The organism is Buttiauxella sp. WJP83 (genome assembly GCF_027594725.1).
GTDB classification, from domain to species: Bacteria; Pseudomonadota; Gammaproteobacteria; order Enterobacterales; family Enterobacteriaceae; genus Buttiauxella; species Buttiauxella selenatireducens.
Genome location: NZ_CP110080.1, coordinates 242,202 through 260,411, shown reverse-complemented (window position 1 = coordinate 260,411; position 18,210 = coordinate 242,202). Strand labels below are relative to the sequence as shown.

Genomic DNA, 18,210 nt, shown 5'->3' with positions numbered 1-18,210 from the left:
GGTAAAGAGTTAAAGCTCTAATGCACTGGCCAATGGGGTCACGCCAAAACGTTTGCCGAGAGCGATGAGCTCGTCACGGCTGATGGTTTGTTTCATGCCGCCCATCGAAATCACTTTTACCAACACTTCAGCGGACTTCTCTGCGGTATCGATAAGACCAAATGCTTCATCAAGCGTTGGGCCGCTGCCGAATACACCGTGGAATGGCCACAGCACCAGCGAATGTTTTGCCATTTCGTCAGCGGTCGCGTTACCAATTTCATCAGTCCCTGGCACCATCCACGGCAGAATGCCGACACCATCCGGGAATACCACCAGACATTCGGTGCTGCCTTCCCACAGTTTGCGGGTGATGACGTCGGTGCGGTTTTCCAGCACGTAAGTCAGGGCAATCAGGTTGGTGGCGTGGCAGTGCATGATCACACGGTCTTTACCGCCGGTAGTTTTGATGCGCACGCTGTGCGACTGGAAGTGTGCTGCCAGTTCAGACGTTGGCACCGCTTCGTTCTCCAGCCCCCACAAAATGTGATAGCCCGTACCGTGGTTGTCCACTTTGACCACGCCAATGTTTTCCGCCGGAGCAAGTTGCACGTTGCGGAAGAATTTACCGGAACCGGTAACGATAAACGGCGTATTCGCCAGCTCAGGCATTGGCTGGCTCAGAGCGATGTAGCGCGGTGCGGCGTGGAATTCAGCCTGGAAAGGGGCGATGTCTGATTCATCCAGGCGCATCGTGATGTTGCCGCCGTTGCGCTCGTCCCAACCTTTCAGCCAGGCATCGCTAGTGGCTTTGATCATGCCTTCTACAAACCAGGCGTTAAGGATGTTCTGCATAGTCTTATGTTCCTTTGTGTTTTTTCTTCCCCTCACCCTGGCCCTCTCCCTAAGGGAGAGGGGATAGTTCGGTGTTGGGATTGTTCTGTTTCTCCCTCTCCTGTGGGAGAGGGCTGGGGTGAGGGCCCGGGCGAACTTAACCGCGCTGGCTCAACACGTCTTTCTCGTAACCGCGCACGGTCTTCAGCCACTGGGCATCAACCGGCGTGTCGTTGCGCTGGCAATACATTTCCCAGACTGCTGCCCACGGCAGTGATTTTTGTTCTTCCAGCAAGGCCAGGCGTGCGGTGTAATCGCCTTCAAGTTCCAGTTGGCGCAGGGTTTCGGTCGGTTCCAGCAACGCGCGCAGCAGTGCTTTCTTCATGTTGCGAGTGCCGATTACCCACGCAGCGATGCGGTTGATCGAGGCATCGAAGAAATCCAGACCGATATGAACGCGGTCGAACAGGTCGTGGCGGATAATTTCGCTGGCGATCGCTTGCGTTTCGTCATCCAGCAGCACGACGTGGTCGCTATCCCAACGCACTGGACGGCTCACGTGCAGCAGCAGGCGCGGCACATACAGCATGGCGCTGGAAATTTTGTCGGAGATAACTTCGGTCGGGTGGAAGTGCCCGGCATCCAGACACAGCGCAGTCTGGCGGCTGGTCGCGTAACCGAAATAGAATTCGTTGGAGCCGACGGTGTAGCTTTCCGCACCAATGCCGAACAGTTTGCTTTCTACCGCGTCGATATGGTGTGCCGGGTTGAGTTTTTCGCTCATCGCTTCATCCAGCGCAGCCACCAGGCGTTGACGTGGTGCCAAACGGTCAATGGTGATGTCTTTCATGCCATCCGGGACCCAGATGTTCATCACTGACGGCGTGCCCAACTGCTCGCCAAAGTACGCAGAAATTTTGCGGCTCGCTTTAACGTGGTCAATCCAGAACTGGCGAATTTCATCGTTAGCGTGGGACAGCGTAAAGCCGTCGGCGCTTAACGGGTGAGAGAAGCAGGATGGGTTGAAATCCAGTCCTAATTTGTTCGCTTTCGCCCACTCCACCCAGTTTTTAAAATGCTTAGGTTCGATCTTGTCGCGCGAAACCGGCTGCTCAGATTCCAGATAAATGGCGTGCAGATTCAGGCGTTTTGGGCCCGGAATCAGGCTTAATGCGCGTTCCAGGTCAGAGCGTAGCTCATCGGCATTACGCGCTTTGCCTGGGTAATTCCCCGTAGCCTGAATCCCACCGCTCAGCGCGCCTTCTGGGTTTTCAAAGCCCGCGACGTCATCGCCCTGCCAGCAGTGCATCGAAACCGGCAGGCGGTCGAGCTGAAGAAGTGCGGCTTCAACGTCAACACCGACAGCAGCAAAGCGCTGTTTTGCCAGTTCCCAGGCTGTTTCAAGAGATGTGGTCATGCGCAAAACTCCTTTCGTGTTTGAATATTCAGCGGCAACTGCGCGATATAACGGGCAATTTCGCTGTCGGTTTCGGGGTTAAAAGATTTCAGTTGATAGCTGGCGGCGACAATTTTTCGGAAGTCGTCGACATCAGTAATTTCGTCGAGCGCCATGAGCTGGCAGCCGATATTGCCAAGCGTTGAGGCTTCAATCGGCCCGGCAAGCACTGGAATACCGCAGGCATCGGCGCAAAGCTGGTTGAGTAATTCGTTCTGGCTGCCGCCACCCACAATGTGCAGGCAGCTAAACGGGCGGCCACGAACGGCGGCCAGTTCTTCCAAAGTTTTGGCATACAGCAGTGCCAGGCTGTCGAAAATACAGCGTGCGAGTTCGTTGTCAGTGAACGGAACCGGCTGGTTGCTTTCCCGACATGCCGCCTGAATTTCACGACTCATGCTTTCCGGATTAATAAAACGATCGTCATTTGGATTGATGACAAACTTGCAAGCTGCCGTCTGTTTAGTGCGATCGATAAGATCCGCAAGATCGGTAATGCCCAGCTCTTTGGTGACACGCTGCAACAACCACAGTCCCATAATATTTTTCAGGACACGGTAGCGCCCTTCCGCACCACCTTCGTTGGTGATGTTGGCGGCTAATGCCATGCTGTTGGCGTAAGGCGTTTTGCTCTCAAAGCCCATCAACGACCAAGTGCCGGACGAGAGATACGCGGCATCTTTATCTTTGAGCGGCGCACCGATGACTGCGCTGGCCGTGTCGTGAGTCGCAACGCTCACCACCGGGATTTTGTTGCCTTCGCGGCAAATCCACTGGCCGATAACGCGACCAGGGTGTGTTGGTTTACCAAACCATTTATGTGGAACGCCTGCCCAGTCGAGCAGCGTTTCATCCCAGCTATCGCTGTTGATATTGACCAGTTGCGTAGTGGTGGCGTTGGTGTATTCCCAGTTCATAACGCCCGTCAGGCGGTAGCAAAAATAGTCGGGAATTAACAGCGCGTGCTCGGCTTTATCAAGCAGCTCTGGCTGCTGTTCGACCAGTGCACGGAGCTGATAAAGCGTATTGAACGGCAGAAACTGAATGCCGGTGCGGCGGTAAATATCTTCACGGCCAAGCTGATTGAAAGCGAGATCCATCACGCCATCGGTACGGTTATCACGATAAGCCACGGGCAGCCCAACGCACTTGCCTTCACGGTCAATCAGCACATAATCCACACCCCAGGTATCGATACCGATGCTGTCGATTTTGATACCTTCGTCGCAGGCTTTTTGCAGGCCAGTGCGGATTTCATGCTCCAGCGCATCAACGTCCCAGACGGTGAAACCCTCAGCCTGTTTTAAGTCGTTGGTGAAACGATGAATCTCACGCAGGCAGATGCTGCGGGAGTCACGTTCAAAGCGCGCCAGCATGACACGGCCACTTGATGCACCGAGGTCTACCGCAACACTGTGGCGTAGAGTCATTTTTGGGGTCCTTGCTAAATTAATTGGCTCCACTCTAAAAACTAACGCCCTCGTCCACCTTCTTGACACTGACAGCCCCCATCAGCCGCTGGCAAAATGGCAAAGATGAACGTGAGTTATGTCACAAATTGATATTTACACCCCCAAAAACCGGCCTGTGACGCTTGCCGCATTTCCTGATAATTCCCACCCTTTCTTAAAAAACGTGCAATTTTTAACTGATTTCGTGTCGAAATTTTAAGGTGCCAGGGAGCTTCGTTACTTACTATCAATCGACAATTAAAATGTTCCGGGGGTAATGATGGCGGTATTGCATGGTTTTGATTTTTTCCCATCAGGTCATTCATCCGTGGCAATCGAGCCACGTTTACCCCAGGGGGCATTCCCGGAACACCACCACGATTTTTATGAAATCGTTATTGTTGAACACGGCACCGGAACGCACGTTTTTAACGGCCAGCCCTACACGCTAAGCGGCGGCTCGGTCTGTTTTGTGCGTGACCACGACCGTCATTTATACGAACACACCGAAAACCTCTGTCTGACCAATATTCTGTATCGCGCACCCGATGCCTTCTGCTTTTTGTCCGGGCTGGATAAGTTGCTGCCGCAAGAACAAGACGGCAATTACCCGTCGCACTGGCGCGTGAACCAGCCGGTGCTACAACAAGTGCGTGGATTGATCGAGCAGTTTGAACAGGTTGGCGAAGCAGCGGATACCCACGCCGTGGCTAACCGTGAAATCCTGTTTATGCAGTTGCTGGTTTTGCTGCGCAAAGGCAGCATGATGGAAGGCGCGACGAACGCGGAAGGCCGATTAAACCAGTTGATGGCCTGGCTGGAAGAGCATTTCGCCGAAGAGATTTGTTGGGAGCAACTGGCTTCGCAATTCACACTTTCCCTGCGCACCCTGCATCGCCAGCTAAAACAACAAACCGGTATGACGCCACAGCGTTATCTCAATCGTTTACGTTTGATGAAGGCCCGCTATTTGTTACGCCACGGCGAGGAAAGCGTCACAAATATCGCGTTTCAATGCGGCTTTGGCGACAGCAACCATTTTTCGACGCTTTTTAAACGCGAGTTTTCCTGGTCCCCGCGTGAGATTCGCCAGGGACGGGACACGGAACTTCAGTAATCGCGAACACAATCACCGTTTTATTTACCCAATAAGCCGATAATCTTTAGTTGGCTAAATTTTAGGATGGATAAGCGGTGACGAATCATTTAGTCCTCAAAAAAGCAGACTTCTTTGTCTCCGCCGCGCAACCCGTGGCGGTGGCAGACCGCTATCCGCAAAATGTTTTTGCCGAACATACCCACGATTTCTGCGAGCTGGTTCTGGTGTGGCGCGGCAATGGGCTGCATGTGCTGAACGACCGCCCTTATCGCATTACCTGCGGCGATCTGTTTTATATTCGCGCTGAAGACCGCCACAGCTACGAGTCGGTGAACGGTTTAGTCTTGCACAACATCATCTACTGCCCTGAGCGGCTAAAAATCAATGTCGACTGGGATGATTTACTGCATAGCGCGAGGGATGCGGGAAAAGATCCGCGCTGGCGGCTTTCCAGTCAAGGCATGGCGCAAGCACGTCAGTTAATCGTGCAACTGGAGCACGAAAGCGTGAAACCCGATGCGCTCTCGTTGTGTTTGACCGAAAGCCTGTTTCTACAACTTTGCATTACGTTGCGCCGCCACCGTTATCAAACCCAGGACGCCGCCGGACTGGACAGCAATGAAACATTGGATCTGCTAATGGCGGCATTGGGACAAAGTCTCGAAACTCCCTTTGAGCTGGCGCAGTTTTGCCAACTGCATCAAGTGGCAGAACGCCATTTACGCCAGGTTTTCCGCCAGCAAACAGGGATGAGTATCAGCCATTATTTGCGCCAGTTAAGGATTTGCCAGGCACAGGATTTACTGCGCAATAGCGAGCTGTTGGTTGGGAATATCGCCACCCGCTGCGGGTTTGAGGACAGTAACTACTTTTCGGTGGTGTTCACCAAAGAGACAGGAATGACGCCACGAATGTGGCGTCAGAGATATGCGGTAGAGACGTAACCCACCTGTTCCCAAAATAATTCGAGTTGCATCGCGGCAGCTCACATTGGACGTGAAACATGATGATTATTGTCTTGTATAACCCAACGATTGGGAACAATGGTCTTACATAGTTCCAGATCGGTAACATAATAATATTCCAGCTTTTCCTGCTGGCAATTGCTGTATGTTGAGAAGGCTAATCCAATGGGGATCAGAAAGGCGATGATGAAGCCTAATGATGCTGTAATCACACCAAATGCTCCCCAAATCTTACCAATCTTCGTTCTATTAGTAGGTATCGTGGTTCCTTTTGAAAAAAACACTCGAAAACCGGTGAAGATTACATAAATGAAAAGTGGTATTGCACCGATACAAGCGACAGCCTTAGCATGGTAAATAATAATGTTAGAGTTTGATAACAAGGAACGTAAGTCGCTCATCGGGACTGAATAGATAATAAAATCAAGCATACAAAAAGAAACACCTATTAAAATAAGGCTGGCCCCTTTAATCTTTATCCATTGCAAGAGATATTCTCTGGTCATTTTTAATATCTCGCATTAGAAAACAAATTGAAGAATAATGGTGCGTGTTGTTGATTCCACTCTCTCATTTGCCGCTCTTGTTCTAATGCAATGCGTAGATTGTCTTTAAGACTAGTAGATAGCCTAAATTCATCATCTAATTTATTTAGTTTAATATTTAGAGCGACACCTATTACAACAACAATAAACGTTGTTACAATAATAGGAATTGTAAGTAAAGTGAGCATCCCACCCACAACCGCAATCGCCACCCCAGACACAATGGTTTTCGCTGCATCCATCGTAATATCAACCAGGAAGTCAATAAGATCGTAATCAGATTTAAATATCAGCTCCACGACTCGCCATGCTAATGAACAGCAAATACAGAATTTGGTGCCTTTTACAAATGACTCCATAAGCCCGCGGGTACCAATCGCCATTTCTAGTATCTGTGGGTTGTCTAAAGCATAGCGCGTACCATTAAGAATGCGGCGCATGGAAGCATAGCCCGTTATTTTTATATAATACTTACCTCTGTATTGATATTTAATAGCCCGAATACCCAGCGCTCTGAAGTTAAAAACAAGCTTGTTTAATTCATTATAATACGCGCCTAAACTCCCAATGGTGCGAGAACCATCGAAAGCATCTTTAATGTTTCCAAGCCCCGCTCTGTAACTGAACAGGAAGTCTATCTTGCCGACGAGTTCGCTGGCAATTCTTTGTGCTTCACCTGGTGTCAGTAGCATGACGTAACAGCTTTCAGTAATAAATGAGCCGTTCATCATTGCCATATCGCGTAGTGTGGGATTCATGCTGGGGTAGGTTGGAAATAAAGGCTCATTCTGTAAACCCATTAGCATTTTTTGCATTATATATTCCCTTATTAATGGTTCCGATTTAATTGTTGGAATTTTGTTCCAATTAATAAAGTGAGGCAACATTTTTGTTAATGATATATCCGGCGATAAATATACATATTAATAATGTCTTTCTATTTATTGGTGTCAATTTATAAAGAGTGGTTTCCTTGAATATAGAGATGGATCAACACGCAGGGGAAAGATAAAAAAAATCCCCGACAAAAATGCCGGGGACTGATGTATAAGGAAAAGGTGGAAACAGGGGCAGTCAGGAGATCAGTTCGCCATACCTAATCCAACGATATTCGCGGCAATGATAATCACCACGCATCCCACGCTCAACACACCTACCGGGCGCGTTCCTGCTGATTTCCACTCTTTCATAATCAAGCCAACCAACCCGCCACACAGCACGTAGAAACTCATGTGCAGCATCCAGCTCATATAGTCGTACTGCGCCGGAATTCTGGCGTGACCCCAGGCGTAGAAGAAGAATTGCAGATACCACATCAAACCGGCCAGTGCTGCAAACAGCACGTTGCTGATGATCAGAGGTTTTGCCAGCGAGAAGTCGGCTTTTATAGACAGGTTTTGCATTTTTGCCAGACGAATGAAGCAATAACCCAGGTTAATCACCGCCCCGCCGCCCATGATGATCACATAACTTGGCAGTGCCACGTACAGCGGGTCAACGCCCAACGCGGCAGCGGCTTCATGCATTGGTTTTGCGGCGTCCATCGCAAAAGACATACCCGCCGAGAAGATGCCGCACATTACCGCCAGAATCAGCCCTTTTTTCAGGTTAAATTCTTCGGCTTTAATGCCCATTTGGCGCTCTTTGAGCTGCCCCGCTCGGGTAACAATCGCCACACCGACCAGCGCAACCAGTACGCCCAGCAGCGTCATGCGCCCACCTGGCGTGCCAATCAGCACATCAAATTTTCCGGCAATAATTGGCGTCATTAAGGTGCCGACGATAAGCGTAATACCAATCGCAATACCAATGCCCATCGACATGCCCAGGTAACGCATCGTCAGGCCGTAGTTGATATTGCCAATCCCCCACATCGCGCCGAAGAGGAACACCGGCAGCAGGGTAGATGCATTAAACGAACCGTAGTAAGCCCAGAAATCAGGTAAAAGAAGGTAACTGACCAGCCAGGGCAATATTATCCAGGAGACAAAACCGCCCACTGCCCACATCGTTTCCCATGACCAGCGCTGTACTTTCTTAAAAGGGGCGTAAAAGCAGGCAGCGCTGGCAGCGCCGACCAGATGCCAGATTATCCCCATCGTTATCGCGTTATCCATTATTTATCCCTCTGTTTTAACTAAAAAACGTAGGGGTGACAGCTCACTACCCCGAATCATCGAGTCTAAAGAGTGAGCAACGAGTGAACCTTCTATGTGCTGCCGCAGCAGGGGTAAAAATGGCAAAATTCAGGGGGTGCGATTGACGGGAGTCACAGTTCTTCATTTCCCCTCCACCCGATAACCGAGTGGAGGTAACGCTAAAAGAATTAACAGATTTTTGCTGTTTTCACGCCCAGCAACCAGGCCAGTTTTTCCAGAATATCCCCCTGATGTCCGAGGCCAATTGCACAATGGTGTGCAGGCCCACCAAGGCTCCAGAGCGTAGTGAACTCGCGCGCAGATAACGGGAAGCGGTAGCGGCTGTTAGTGTTGCCGATATCCAGAACGTCGCCAGGAACGGCTTCCCCGTGGGCATACTGCAAACACACGCCGTTTTGCGCATCTTCAACGATGGAAAGGAATGTCACCGGGCCGGGTTTGACCGTCATCTGAATGGACACGCCTTTGCCTGGTTTGCCGTGATAAACCGGCAGCGGCACAAGGCGCACATTGCCTTGCGCCATCAGCGGATGTGCCGGGCCATCGTGCCCCCAGAGCACCACGTCATCGGCAAACTCAATACCGTATGGCTCAGAGAACGAACCACCTGCGCCAAGCAACTGCTGTATTTTCATTGCCAGCACGTTTTTGATTTCATACTCCCCGGCGACCGGAATTCCGCGCTGGGTGAGCAGCGTGTTGCCGAGAATAATCGAGGTGATAATGTTTTCGTAAGCGTTGCCGTTGCGCCCTTCATAGTAATAAGCCAGCGCGCCGAGATGATTGTTTTCAATCAGTTGGTCCATGGCGCAGGCGGTTTGCACCGCTCGTTGCAGTTCTGATTTTTCACAGGTGGCATCGATTTGCAGTGATGCTTCCACTTCCTGCCATTTTCGGCCTTGAGCATCAGCCGTGACCTGTTCGCGATATTCCGCCAGTTCACACATCTCCAGCGGCTTAAAGCGCACGCCAAGTTTTGCACTCAGGTTGGTCATGTTGCTGTAAACGTCGACCATCCCGTCGTAATAGTGGCCCAATACACCGACCTGGCAGGCTGACAGCCCTTTTTGCATCTCAAGTGCTTGTAACCATTGCGCTGTTTGCTGCCAGACATAGTCATCACCTTCTAATGCACCGACGATCAATTGGTAGCGGATCCCCGCACGATTAAACACGTTGGCCAGCTCCGGGGCGCTGCACGCCTGGCAATGTGCCAGCCACTCGCCGGTGCGTTCACCACGGTCGGTCATATCGCGGATTTTTGCATACGGCAGGCCCATTTCTGGCTGGAGCGCCAAAATAATCACTGGCTTATTAATCTTCTGCACCAGCGGCAACACGGTAGAACTCAGGGCATAGGTGCTGATGTACAGCACGATGGCATCCACGGGCTGCTGCTGGAGGTGTGTGGCGAAGGTATCGGCTTTGGCAACGCTGTCGATCAGGCCGCCATTCATCACCGAAACATTAAGCTGTGCAAGGCGTTGATCGATGTGTTGTAGATAACCGGTGAGGCGTTGTTCAAGACCTGAAAATTGCGGCCAGTAGGTATCGAGTCCAATACCGAAAAGGGCGACATTAAGCGACATGTTGATGCTCCAGGCAAAATAGAAGCATCGACTATCGCCTGAAAGGCATCAGACGACCTTTGTGGCAATGCCAAATCCTGTCGCGGGTGGCAAAAAACGATTTATCCACCTGACAGTGTTCACATTTTCGCCATCATCACAAAAAGTTATAACCTTATAAAAACTACGGCATTGATAATCATTTTCAATATCATTTAATTAACTATAATGAACCAACTGATTACGCGGCGTTAACAGCTTATGCGCCGTCCAATGATAAATGGAGATGATGAACATGAGTTATACACTGCCATCCCTGCCTTACGCTTACGACGCCCTGGAACCACACTTCGACAAGCAAACGATGGAAATCCATCACAGCAAACACCACCAGGCGTACGTGAATAACGCGAATGCAGCGCTGGAATCTCTGCCAGAGTTCGCAAGCCTGCCAGTTGAAGAGCTGATCGCTAAACTTGATCAACTGCCAGCTGACAAGAAAACCGTTCTGCGTAACAACGCGGGCGGCCACGCTAACCACAGCTTCTTCTGGAAAGGCCTGAAAACCGGCACCACTCTGCAAGGTGACCTGAAAGCAGCCATCGAACGTGACTTCGGTAGCGTTGATAATTTCAAAGCAGAATTTGAGAAAGCAGCAGCAACACGTTTCGGCTCTGGCTGGGCGTGGCTGGTTCTGAAAGGCGACAAACTGGCTGTGGTTTCTACCGCAAACCAGGACAGCCCGCTGATGGGCGAAGCCGTTTCTGGCGTATCCGGTTTCCCAATCGTGGGTCTGGATGTGTGGGAACACGCTTACTACCTGAAATTCCAAAACCGTCGCCCTGACTACATCAAAGCATTCTGGGATGTGGTGAACTGGGACGAAGCAGCAGCGCGTTTTGCCGCTAAAAAATAAGTTGCATTGCAACTGCTGAGAGGCGAGCCTGATGGCTCGCTTTTTTTATATCTGTAGTCAGGCCACAGGGAGGAGCAGATGTACTATCCACTCAACGTTTATATTGGCAAAGTTCGTGAATATGCTGGCAGCAGGCCAAGCGCTATCGCCAAATACCAGGTCGACGGTGAGCTCAAACTCACTGAGCGGGGCCTGGAAGGCGATCAGCAGGCCGAAAAAATCATTCACGGCGGGCCGGATCGTGCGTTGTGCCACTATCCTCGTGAGCACTACCTCCACTGGGCACGCGAATTCCCTGAACAGGCCGAGCAGTTTACCGCCCCAGCTTTTGGCGAAAATATCTCAACGCAGGGGCTGACTGAACACGATGTCTACATTGGTGATATTTTTCGCTGGGGCGACGCGCTGATTCAGGTCACGCAACCGCGCTCACCGTGTTTCAAGCTCAACTATCATTTTGGTATCCGTGATATGGCCTCCCTGATGCAGAAGTCCGGGCGTATCGGCTGGCTTTATCGGGTGGTGTTGGCAGGAAATGTTTCGACGGATTTACCGCTGGAGCTGGTTTCTCGCGTAAGCGATGTTTCGGTGGCAGAAGCGATTGCCATCGCCTGGCATATGCCATTTGACGACGAGCAATATCATCGCTTGCTTAGCGCGGCTGGGCTGTCAGTGAGCTGGACGCGCACCATGCAGAAGCGCCGGATTTCGGGGAAAGTTGAAGATAACTCCCGACGCTTAATGGGATCATAAACCCCAGATACGAAAAAACCCGCCGAGGCGGGTTTTTAAATTTTTAGCTTTGTTAACGCTAACCTTACAGGCTAGTTACGTTACCAGCAGCTGGGCCTTTAGCACCACTTTCGATGGTGAAAGACACTTTCTGGCCTTCGTCCAGAGACTTGTAGCCATCGTTCTGGATAGCAGAGAAGTGTACGAACACGTCTTTTGAGCCATCGTCAGGAGTGATGAAGCCGAAGCCTTTGTCAGAGTTGAACCATTTTACGAGACCAGTCATTTTGTTAGACATAGATATTACCTTTTAGATTAAGTTTGCCTTCCGGCGCAATTGGAATGTTTTACAGATTTTTTAAAGCGATAAAGGAAGGTAGATCACGTCGAAGGGTATCTATGATAACTCTTTGAGGACTGCGTTACTAAACTGCTTAAAGGTCTGTGCTTCAAACCGATGAGTGCATTAACTCATATTTACGGTATGAATGACAAGGTTTATTTTAGCCATCCACAGGGCTGGAGCTCAGGCCGCCTCTGGGTTTCCCCGCCTGACGACGGGGAAAATCACCATTACTGCATAGCGCTTTGTGCAGTTGAATAGGCCTGCATAAACGCCTGGTGCTGTGAAGCCAGCGGAGCAATCAGTGAGTTATACTGGCTTGCCTGCTGTGACGTTGGGAATTGAATCCCCCCCGCGGTAAATCCAACCTGAGTCCCCTGCTGCTGGATGAAATCACCCACTTGCACCAGTTGAGCCGTGAAAGTTTGTGCGGCTGGGATCAGCGGAGCCATAGCGTCTGCTGGAGCAGTAACCACTTTTTGATAAACCTTATCGTAAACGGTTTTCAGCTCGTCAGCTTGCTTCAGGGTAGAGCGAGCGCTGTCTGCCTGCATTTTGGCATTCTGCACTTGCTGACCCAATACGTTAAGTGAACCATTAGCCTGGCGCAGTGGCCCGCTCTGGGTCATATAATCTTGTGGCACACGAATGCTGTTCACGCTATCAGCGACGGGCTTCATGCCATCGTCCATGACCTGATTCATCTGTTGGGAGAAACCGTACAGAATCGCGTAATCAGAAATGAGCGGGCCAAATTGCTTCTTCTGATCGGTCGTCAGCGTCGGTAAACGTTCACCGCTGCGCATCACCGTATTTTGTAAGAAATCGATAAACGCCTTACGTTGATCGCCTTCTTTATCAAAGCAACCACTCAAGCTCACCACCATTAAAATTGCCGCAAGCGGCGCAAACCAGCGTGACCAGGACTTACCTGTCGCCATCTTTTCTACTCCTTTCATCATTCAGTGCCAAAGCGAAAATGCATACCCAATAATGCTGCTAAGGATAGTCCAACCTGAGTTCGCAAGATACCCTTTGCTTCTAATCTCTTAAGGCAAATTTATACGATTCAACATCGGTTTTGGCGCGAATTTGCTGCCGTAACGACAAGGATGGGGCACGCTGTCGTTGGCAGTCGCTACGTACTCGCCGAAAGCGAATGTTGCTTAATTGTTAAACCCATCACAATTCCGATGACACCTTCTCTGCGCTGAATAAATATTAAGCCATTAATACTAAACAGTTTATTTTTACGAGCGGGTTGATGTTTATTGAATCAGTACGATAATCGCACACAAACACCTGCCAACTGATTGCCCTAAAGCCTGCCGAATGGTTTGATTTAACGAACGATTAACGAATTTTTGTTCGATAATCGAACAATCCAGAATCACTCCGACAAACTACGCCCGACCCTACACTCTGGCCATGGTTTGATCCTTTCGCAGGACTTGCCTTATGACAAAGACAACAACAACTGATATTCAGGCATTTATTAACAATAATCGGTTTTCCAGATACCAGTGGATGATCCTCGTACTGTGTTTTATCACGGTGGCGTTGGACGGATTTGATACCGCGATTATTGGATTTATCGCCTCCGACCTGGTGCAGGAATGGGGTGTGCAGAAATCTGACCTTGGCCCGGTAATGAGCGCCGCGTTGGTTGGGCTGGCTGTGGGTGCTTTAACGGCTGGGCCGATGGCTGACCGCATTGGGCGTAAAAAAGTGCTGGTACTTTCTATTCTGGTATTCGGCGGTTTTAGTCTGCTGACGGCCTTTGCCACCAGCCTGACATCCCTCGCCATACTGCGCTTCCTGACCGGTCTTGGCCTGGGTGCAGCCATGCCAAACGCGGCAACGCTGATGTCCGAATATGCACCGGAACGTAAACGCGCTCTGCTGGTAAACCTGATGTTTGTCGGCTTCCCAATTGGCTCGTCAATGGGCGGCTTTGTCTCCGCGTGGATGATCCCGCATTACGGCTGGCAAAGCGTTCTGGTATTAGGCGGTGTAATGCCATTGATACTTTCGGTGGTACTGATGATTTGGCTGCCTGAATCTGCACGTTATCTGGTGGTAAAAAACAAACCGCAGAAAGATATCGCCACTATTTTACGCCGGATCGCGCCACTGCCATCAGGTGAAAACCTGCGCTTCGTGCTTAACGAAGTCGGCGGCCACTTCAAAGATAAAACCGCACTTGGCGTGATTTTCTCGCCGCGTTATCTGGTAGGAACGCTAATGCTGTGCCTGACCTATTTTATGGGCCTGCTGATTTTCTATCTCCTGACCAGCTGGCTGCCGCTGCTGATTCGTGAAACGGGTGCAACGCTCAGCCAGGCGTCGATTATCACGGCACTCTTCCCGCTGGGCGGGGGAATTGGCGTTTTGATTATTGGCGCGCTGATGGATAAGCTAAACCCGAACAAAGTGGTCGCGGTGGGGTATTTGCTGACAGGGTTGTTCGTTTGCCTGGTGGGCTTCTCCACTTCAAGTCTGGTGCTAATGGGTGTGATGGTATTTATCGCCGGGACAATTATGAACGGCGCACAATCCTCAATGCCCGCACTTGCGGCAGGTTTCTATCCAACTCAGGGTCGTGCTACGGGTGTCGCGTGGATGCTTGGGCTGGGGCGCTTCGGCGGGATCCTCGGAGCGTTTAGTGGCGCATTCCTGATGCAGGCCGAACTGTCGTTCAAAACCATCTTCATGCTGTTGGCCATTCCTGCGGTGATTTCAGCGACGGCACTGATGGTGAAATCATGGGTAAGCCTTCGTACTCCAGGTGAGAATCGCGTAGATAATCACGAACTGGATAAAGTTACGCAAAAAGCATGATGGAAAATCTTTAAACTACGGCGGGCTTGTCCCGCCGTTTTGCATAAATAGTCTAACCATTTACAAATTTATACTCAGTCTCCTACTCCATAGCATTTTCAATTCCTTATGCCGCTTAGGTTTTTTGCTGAAACGCATAAGCCACTTTTTGCTTAAAAATAGTTAGTCTGAAAACCATCGTCACGCTTTTTTTCGAACTACTCTTAATGAGCTTCTTACGTGTTCACTGTCCATTGTGTGATTTATGAGGAGTACTCGATGGAATATAAAGATCCAATGTATGAGTTACTGAGTAACCTTGAGCAGATTGTTTTTAAAGATAAACAACAAACGATGGCTCTTAATGATAAGCCCAATGCATTTTCTGAATTTGAACAGTTGAGAAAAAGCACTGGATTAAAGATTGATGATTTTGCCCGCGCAATGGGTGTCAGTGTTTCAATGGTACAGGAGTGGGAATCAAAACGACTCAGACCCTCCAATACCGAGCTGAAGTTGATGCGCTTAATGCAGGCAAACCCAACGATCAGTAAGCAATTGATGGAATGATTGGGTGCTTTGTTTGTACCCTGTTGCCTTAGTCTAAACCCCGTGAATGCGGGGTTTGTTGTTTCTGGAAGCGACGAAAATAGTATCAAACGCAGCGGCAATATCCGGAAACCAGACCTGTATCACTCCCCAAACCACAAATTTAATCCATAAATTAAGGAGGGTTATTTTCGAGAAAACAAAAGGAGGTTGTATGTCTAAGAATATCCTCGTGCCTATTGATATTTCTGAGATAGAACTGACACAGCAAGTCATTCCTCATGTAGAAACGTACGCTAAACAAGACGATGCCACGATCCACTTCCTGGCCGTTATCCCCGACTATACCTATTTCGCCTCTTACCGCCTGGGTTACGCTTCGGTTCCGCCAGATGCCAAAGAAAGGGAACTGGCTGCCATGGAAGCACTGAGCGAAATTGTCGCTAAGTTCAGCCTGCCAGAGGACAGAATTGAAAAGTATGTTCTGTGCGGCCCACCGAAAGATCATATCCTCCAGTTGGCCGACGACATTAATGCAGATGTGATTATTCTGGCCTCTCACCGACCCAGCATATCGACCTATCTTCTGGGTTCAAACGCAGCGGTCGTGGTGCGTCATGCCAAGTGCTCGGTATTAGTGGTTCGCTAAACTGAGCAGAGCTCAGGTTTCTTAGCCATAAAAAAACCCGCCGAAGCGGGTTTTTTAGAACGACTGAACGTTTATTGCAGCAGAGAGATATCTGCAACCTGCAAGAACAGCTCACGCAGTTTGGACAGCATCGTCAGGCGGTTGATACGCAGGTCTTTATCTTCTGCATTCACCATCACCTTGTCGAAGAACTCATCCACCGGCTCGCGCAGGGTCGCTAATTCTTCCAGTGCTTCCCGGTAGCGACCATCAGCAAAGAACGGCGCCAGTTTGTCACGCAACACAACCACATGGGTGGCCAGGCGAATCTCTTCGTCTTCTTTGAGAACAGCGGCGTTAACGCGGTCGTTCAGTTGCTCTTCTGACTTCGCCAGAATGTTGGACACACGCTTGTTGGCAGCTGCCAGTGCGGATGACGCTTCCAGAGTACGGAAGTGAGACACCGCTTTCATACGCGCATCGAAATCGGCTGGTTTCGTTGGACGACGAGCCAGAACCGCCTGGATGGTATCCACGCTGTGGCCTTCTTCCTGATACCAGGCGCGGAAACGGCCCAGCATAAAGTCGATGACTTCGTCGACAACCTTCTGGTTGGTCAGCTTGCTGCCGTACAGGCGCACGGCCTCTTCGGTCAGCGTTTGCAGATCCAACGGCAGGTTTTTCTCAACGATAATGCGCAACACACCAAGAGCGGCACGACGCAGAGCAAACGGGTCTTTATCGCCTTTCGGATGCTGACCAATACCGAAGATGCCCGCAAGGGTATCCATCTTATCGGCGATCGCTACCGCGCAAGCCACCAGGTTAGACGGCAATTCGTCGCCCGCAAAACGTGGCTGATACTGCTCATTCAGAGCAACCGCTACGTCTTCGGCTTCGCCGTCGTGACGCGCATAGTGCATGCCCATCACGCCCTGGGTGTCGGTAAATTCGAACACCATGTTGGTCATCAAATCGCATTTGGACAGCAAGCCCGCACGCGTTGCATGATTAACATCCGCGCCAATTTGACCCGCAATCCAACCAGAAAGCGCTTCGATACGGTTGGTCTTGTCGCGCAGCGTACCGAGCTCTTTCTGGAACAACACGGTTTCCAGACGCGGCAGATTATCTTCCAGACGCTTTTTACGGTCAGAGTTGAAGAAGAATTCCGCATCCGCCAGACGTGGACGCACAACTTTCTCGTTACCGGAGATGATTTGCACTGGATCTTTCGACTCAATGTTGGCAACGAAGATAAAGTTTGGCATCAATTTGCCGTCGTTGGCGTAAACCGGGAAGTACTTCTGGTCACCTTTCATGGTGTGAACCAGTGCTTCCGCAGGTACCGCAAGGAATTTCTCTTCGAATTTAGCCGTCAGGACAACAGGCCATTCCACCAGAGAAGTCACTTCTTCGAGCAGGCTTTCGCTCAGATCAGCGTTGCCGCCGATTTTGCGTGCCGCTTCTTCCGCGCCTGCTTTGATCACCGCTTTACGCTGCTCGTAGTCGGCAATAACTTTGCCGCGCTCAAGCAGAATTTCAGGGTATTGATCGGCGTTGTCGATGGTGAATTCCGGCTCGCCCATAAAGCGATGGCCACGAATCACGCGATCGGACGCGATACCCAGAATCGTTGCTGGAATAACTTCGTCGCCCAGCAGCAGTGTCACGGTGTGAACTGGACGCACAAAGTGCGTGTCGTTTGCACCCCAGCGCATCAGCTTTGGAATCGGCAGTTTGGTCAGAGCGGTCGCTATCATCGCAGGCAGCAGCACTTGTGCGCTTTCGCCTTTAACGTGCGCACGGTAAAGCAGCCATTCGCCTTTGTCGGTTGCCAGACGTTCAGCTTCAGCAACGGTAATACCACAACCGCGAGCCCAGCCTTCAGCGGCTTTGCTTGGATTGCCTTCTGCGTCAAAAGCGGCAGAAATTGCCGGGCCACGTTTTTCAACTTCGCGGTCTGGCTGAGATTCCGCCAGATTAGAAATCTTCAGCGCCAGACGGCGTGGAGCTGCAAACCATTTTACTTCGCCGTGAGCGAGGTTTGCCGCATCCAGTTCTGCAGTGACGTTTGCAGCAAAGGATTCCGCCAGGCTGCGCAGGGCTTTTGGTGGCAGCTCTTCAGTGCCGATCTCCACCAGAAAAGTTTTTTCAGACATGGCA

General features: G+C 50.5%; 17 protein-coding genes. 7 read left to right on the top strand and 10 right to left on the bottom strand.

The window, feature by feature from the left end; all coding sequences use genetic code 11:
• Positions 1-9: 9 nt before the first annotated feature.
• From rhaD to rhaB, 3 genes are all read right to left on the bottom strand, one after another.
• A complete protein-coding gene (gene rhaD, locus OH773_RS01145; RefSeq protein WP_270142290.1) occupies positions 10-834 on the bottom strand; it encodes a rhamnulose-1-phosphate aldolase in 825 nt (274 codons plus the stop codon).
• Between the two features lie 136 nt (positions 835-970).
• Positions 971-2,230 (bottom strand): L-rhamnose isomerase, encoded by a 1,260-nt coding sequence (locus OH773_RS01140; protein ID WP_183272256.1) that lies wholly within the window; start codon positions 2,228-2,230, stop codon positions 971-973.
• Positions 2,227-3,699 (bottom strand): rhamnulokinase, encoded by a 1,473-nt coding sequence (gene rhaB, locus OH773_RS01135; protein ID WP_270142286.1) that lies wholly within the window; start codon positions 3,697-3,699, stop codon positions 2,227-2,229. The genes OH773_RS01140 and rhaB overlap by 4 nt, the downstream gene beginning before the upstream one ends.
• Positions 3,700-4,000: 301 nt before the next feature.
• Here rhaB and rhaS point away from each other — a divergent pair, with 301 nt between their 5' ends.
• Both rhaS and rhaR read left to right on the top strand, forming a co-directional pair.
• Positions 4,001-4,837: an HTH-type transcriptional activator RhaS gene (rhaS, locus tag OH773_RS01130; RefSeq protein WP_183272254.1), complete on the top strand. Its 837-nt coding sequence runs from the start codon at positions 4,001-4,003 to the stop codon at positions 4,835-4,837.
• A 77-nt stretch (positions 4,838-4,914) separates the two neighbouring features.
• A complete protein-coding gene (rhaR, locus tag OH773_RS01125) occupies positions 4,915-5,763 on the top strand; it encodes an HTH-type transcriptional activator RhaR (RefSeq protein ID WP_270142283.1) in 849 nt (282 codons plus the stop codon).
• 41 nt (positions 5,764-5,804) lie between these two features.
• On the opposite strand, the gene OH773_RS01120 is transcribed toward rhaR, so the two are convergent.
• From OH773_RS01120 to OH773_RS01105, 4 genes are all read right to left on the bottom strand, one after another.
• Complete coding sequence (locus OH773_RS01120; RefSeq protein WP_270142281.1) at positions 5,805-6,290, bottom strand: DUF1240 domain-containing protein; 486 nt, start codon at positions 6,288-6,290, stop codon at positions 5,805-5,807.
• A 2-nt stretch (positions 6,291-6,292) separates the two neighbouring features.
• The gene (locus OH773_RS01115; protein WP_270142279.1) at positions 6,293-7,144 is read right to left on the bottom strand and encodes a hypothetical protein; all 852 of its coding nucleotides are present in this window, start codon (positions 7,142-7,144) and stop codon (positions 6,293-6,295) included.
• Between the two features lie 267 nt (positions 7,145-7,411).
• Positions 7,412-8,446, bottom strand: a complete 1,035-nt coding sequence (gene rhaT / locus OH773_RS01110; protein WP_270142277.1) for an L-rhamnose/proton symporter RhaT — start codon at positions 8,444-8,446, stop codon at positions 7,412-7,414.
• Between the two features lie 209 nt (positions 8,447-8,655).
• The gene (locus OH773_RS01105) at positions 8,656-10,077 is read right to left on the bottom strand and encodes an L-fucose/L-arabinose isomerase family protein (RefSeq protein ID WP_270142274.1); all 1,422 of its coding nucleotides are present in this window, start codon (positions 10,075-10,077) and stop codon (positions 8,656-8,658) included.
• Between the two features lie 274 nt (positions 10,078-10,351).
• Between OH773_RS01105 and sodA the strand changes: the two genes are divergently transcribed.
• Both sodA and yiiM read left to right on the top strand, forming a co-directional pair.
• On the top strand, positions 10,352-10,972 hold the full coding sequence (sodA, locus tag OH773_RS01100) for a superoxide dismutase [Mn] (RefSeq protein WP_034460735.1): 621 nt from the start codon (positions 10,352-10,354) through the stop codon (positions 10,970-10,972).
• A gap of 78 nt (positions 10,973-11,050) precedes the next feature.
• The gene (yiiM, locus tag OH773_RS01095) at positions 11,051-11,725 is read left to right on the top strand and encodes a 6-hydroxyaminopurine reductase (RefSeq protein WP_270142271.1); all 675 of its coding nucleotides are present in this window, start codon (positions 11,051-11,053) and stop codon (positions 11,723-11,725) included.
• 64 nt (positions 11,726-11,789) lie between these two features.
• On the opposite strand, the gene cspE is transcribed toward yiiM, so the two are convergent.
• Both cspE and OH773_RS01085 read right to left on the bottom strand, forming a co-directional pair.
• Entirely contained in the window at positions 11,790-12,002 is a 213-nt protein-coding gene (gene cspE, locus OH773_RS01090; RefSeq protein ID WP_034499351.1) for a transcription antiterminator/RNA stability regulator CspE, read from the bottom strand.
• Positions 12,003-12,277: 275 nt separating this feature from the next.
• Positions 12,278-12,988, bottom strand: a complete 711-nt coding sequence (locus tag OH773_RS01085) for a DUF3053 domain-containing protein (protein WP_270142267.1) — start codon at positions 12,986-12,988, stop codon at positions 12,278-12,280.
• A 517-nt stretch (positions 12,989-13,505) separates the two neighbouring features.
• Here OH773_RS01085 and OH773_RS01080 point away from each other — a divergent pair.
• The 3 genes from OH773_RS01080 (at position 13,506) to uspF (ending at position 16,065) form a co-directional block, all read left to right on the top strand.
• On the top strand, positions 13,506-14,888 hold the full coding sequence (locus tag OH773_RS01080; RefSeq protein WP_270142265.1) for an MFS transporter: 1,383 nt from the start codon (positions 13,506-13,508) through the stop codon (positions 14,886-14,888).
• A gap of 258 nt (positions 14,889-15,146) precedes the next feature.
• Complete coding sequence (locus OH773_RS01075) at positions 15,147-15,437, top strand: HTH-type transcriptional regulator (RefSeq protein ID WP_270142263.1); 291 nt, start codon at positions 15,147-15,149, stop codon at positions 15,435-15,437.
• A 193-nt stretch (positions 15,438-15,630) separates the two neighbouring features.
• Entirely contained in the window at positions 15,631-16,065 is a 435-nt protein-coding gene (uspF, locus tag OH773_RS01070) for a universal stress protein UspF (protein WP_270142261.1), read from the top strand.
• Between the two features lie 71 nt (positions 16,066-16,136).
• Here the strand turns inward: uspF and glyS are convergent, their stop codons facing one another.
• The gene (gene glyS, locus OH773_RS01065) at positions 16,137-18,206 is read right to left on the bottom strand and encodes a glycine--tRNA ligase subunit beta (protein WP_270142259.1); all 2,070 of its coding nucleotides are present in this window, start codon (positions 18,204-18,206) and stop codon (positions 16,137-16,139) included.
• Positions 18,207-18,210 lie beyond the last annotated feature (4 nt).

Coding starts and splice junctions, on each gene's coding strand:
- OH773_RS01075 (WP_270142263.1), top strand. CDS start 15,147: ATGGAATATAAAGATCCAATGTATGAGTTACTGAGTAACCTTGAGCAG.
- OH773_RS01140 (WP_183272256.1), bottom strand. CDS start 2,230: ATGACCACATCTCTTGAAACAGCCTGGGAACTGGCAAAACAGCGCTTT.
- cspE (WP_034499351.1), bottom strand. CDS start 12,002: ATGTCTAACAAAATGACTGGTCTCGTAAAATGGTTCAACTCTGACAAA.
- rhaT (WP_270142277.1), bottom strand. CDS start 8,446: ATGGATAACGCGATAACGATGGGGATAATCTGGCATCTGGTCGGCGCT.
- sodA (WP_034460735.1), top strand. CDS start 10,352: ATGAGTTATACACTGCCATCCCTGCCTTACGCTTACGACGCCCTGGAA.
- glyS (WP_270142259.1), bottom strand. CDS start 18,206: ATGTCTGAAAAAACTTTTCTGGTGGAGATCGGCACTGAAGAGCTGCCA.
- OH773_RS01115 (WP_270142279.1), bottom strand. CDS start 7,144: ATGCAAAAAATGCTAATGGGTTTACAGAATGAGCCTTTATTTCCAACC.
- rhaD (WP_270142290.1), bottom strand. CDS start 834: ATGCAGAACATCCTTAACGCCTGGTTTGTAGAAGGCATGATCAAAGCC.
- OH773_RS01085 (WP_270142267.1), bottom strand. CDS start 12,988: ATGGCGACAGGTAAGTCCTGGTCACGCTGGTTTGCGCCGCTTGCGGCA.
- rhaS (WP_183272254.1), top strand. CDS start 4,001: ATGGCGGTATTGCATGGTTTTGATTTTTTCCCATCAGGTCATTCATCC.
- yiiM (WP_270142271.1), top strand. CDS start 11,051: ATGTACTATCCACTCAACGTTTATATTGGCAAAGTTCGTGAATATGCT.
- rhaB (WP_270142286.1), bottom strand. CDS start 3,699: ATGACTCTACGCCACAGTGTTGCGGTAGACCTCGGTGCATCAAGTGGC.
- OH773_RS01080 (WP_270142265.1), top strand. CDS start 13,506: ATGACAAAGACAACAACAACTGATATTCAGGCATTTATTAACAATAAT.
- OH773_RS01120 (WP_270142281.1), bottom strand. CDS start 6,290: ATGACCAGAGAATATCTCTTGCAATGGATAAAGATTAAAGGGGCCAGC.
- OH773_RS01105 (WP_270142274.1), bottom strand. CDS start 10,077: ATGTCGCTTAATGTCGCCCTTTTCGGTATTGGACTCGATACCTACTGG.
- uspF (WP_270142261.1), top strand. CDS start 15,631: ATGTCTAAGAATATCCTCGTGCCTATTGATATTTCTGAGATAGAACTG.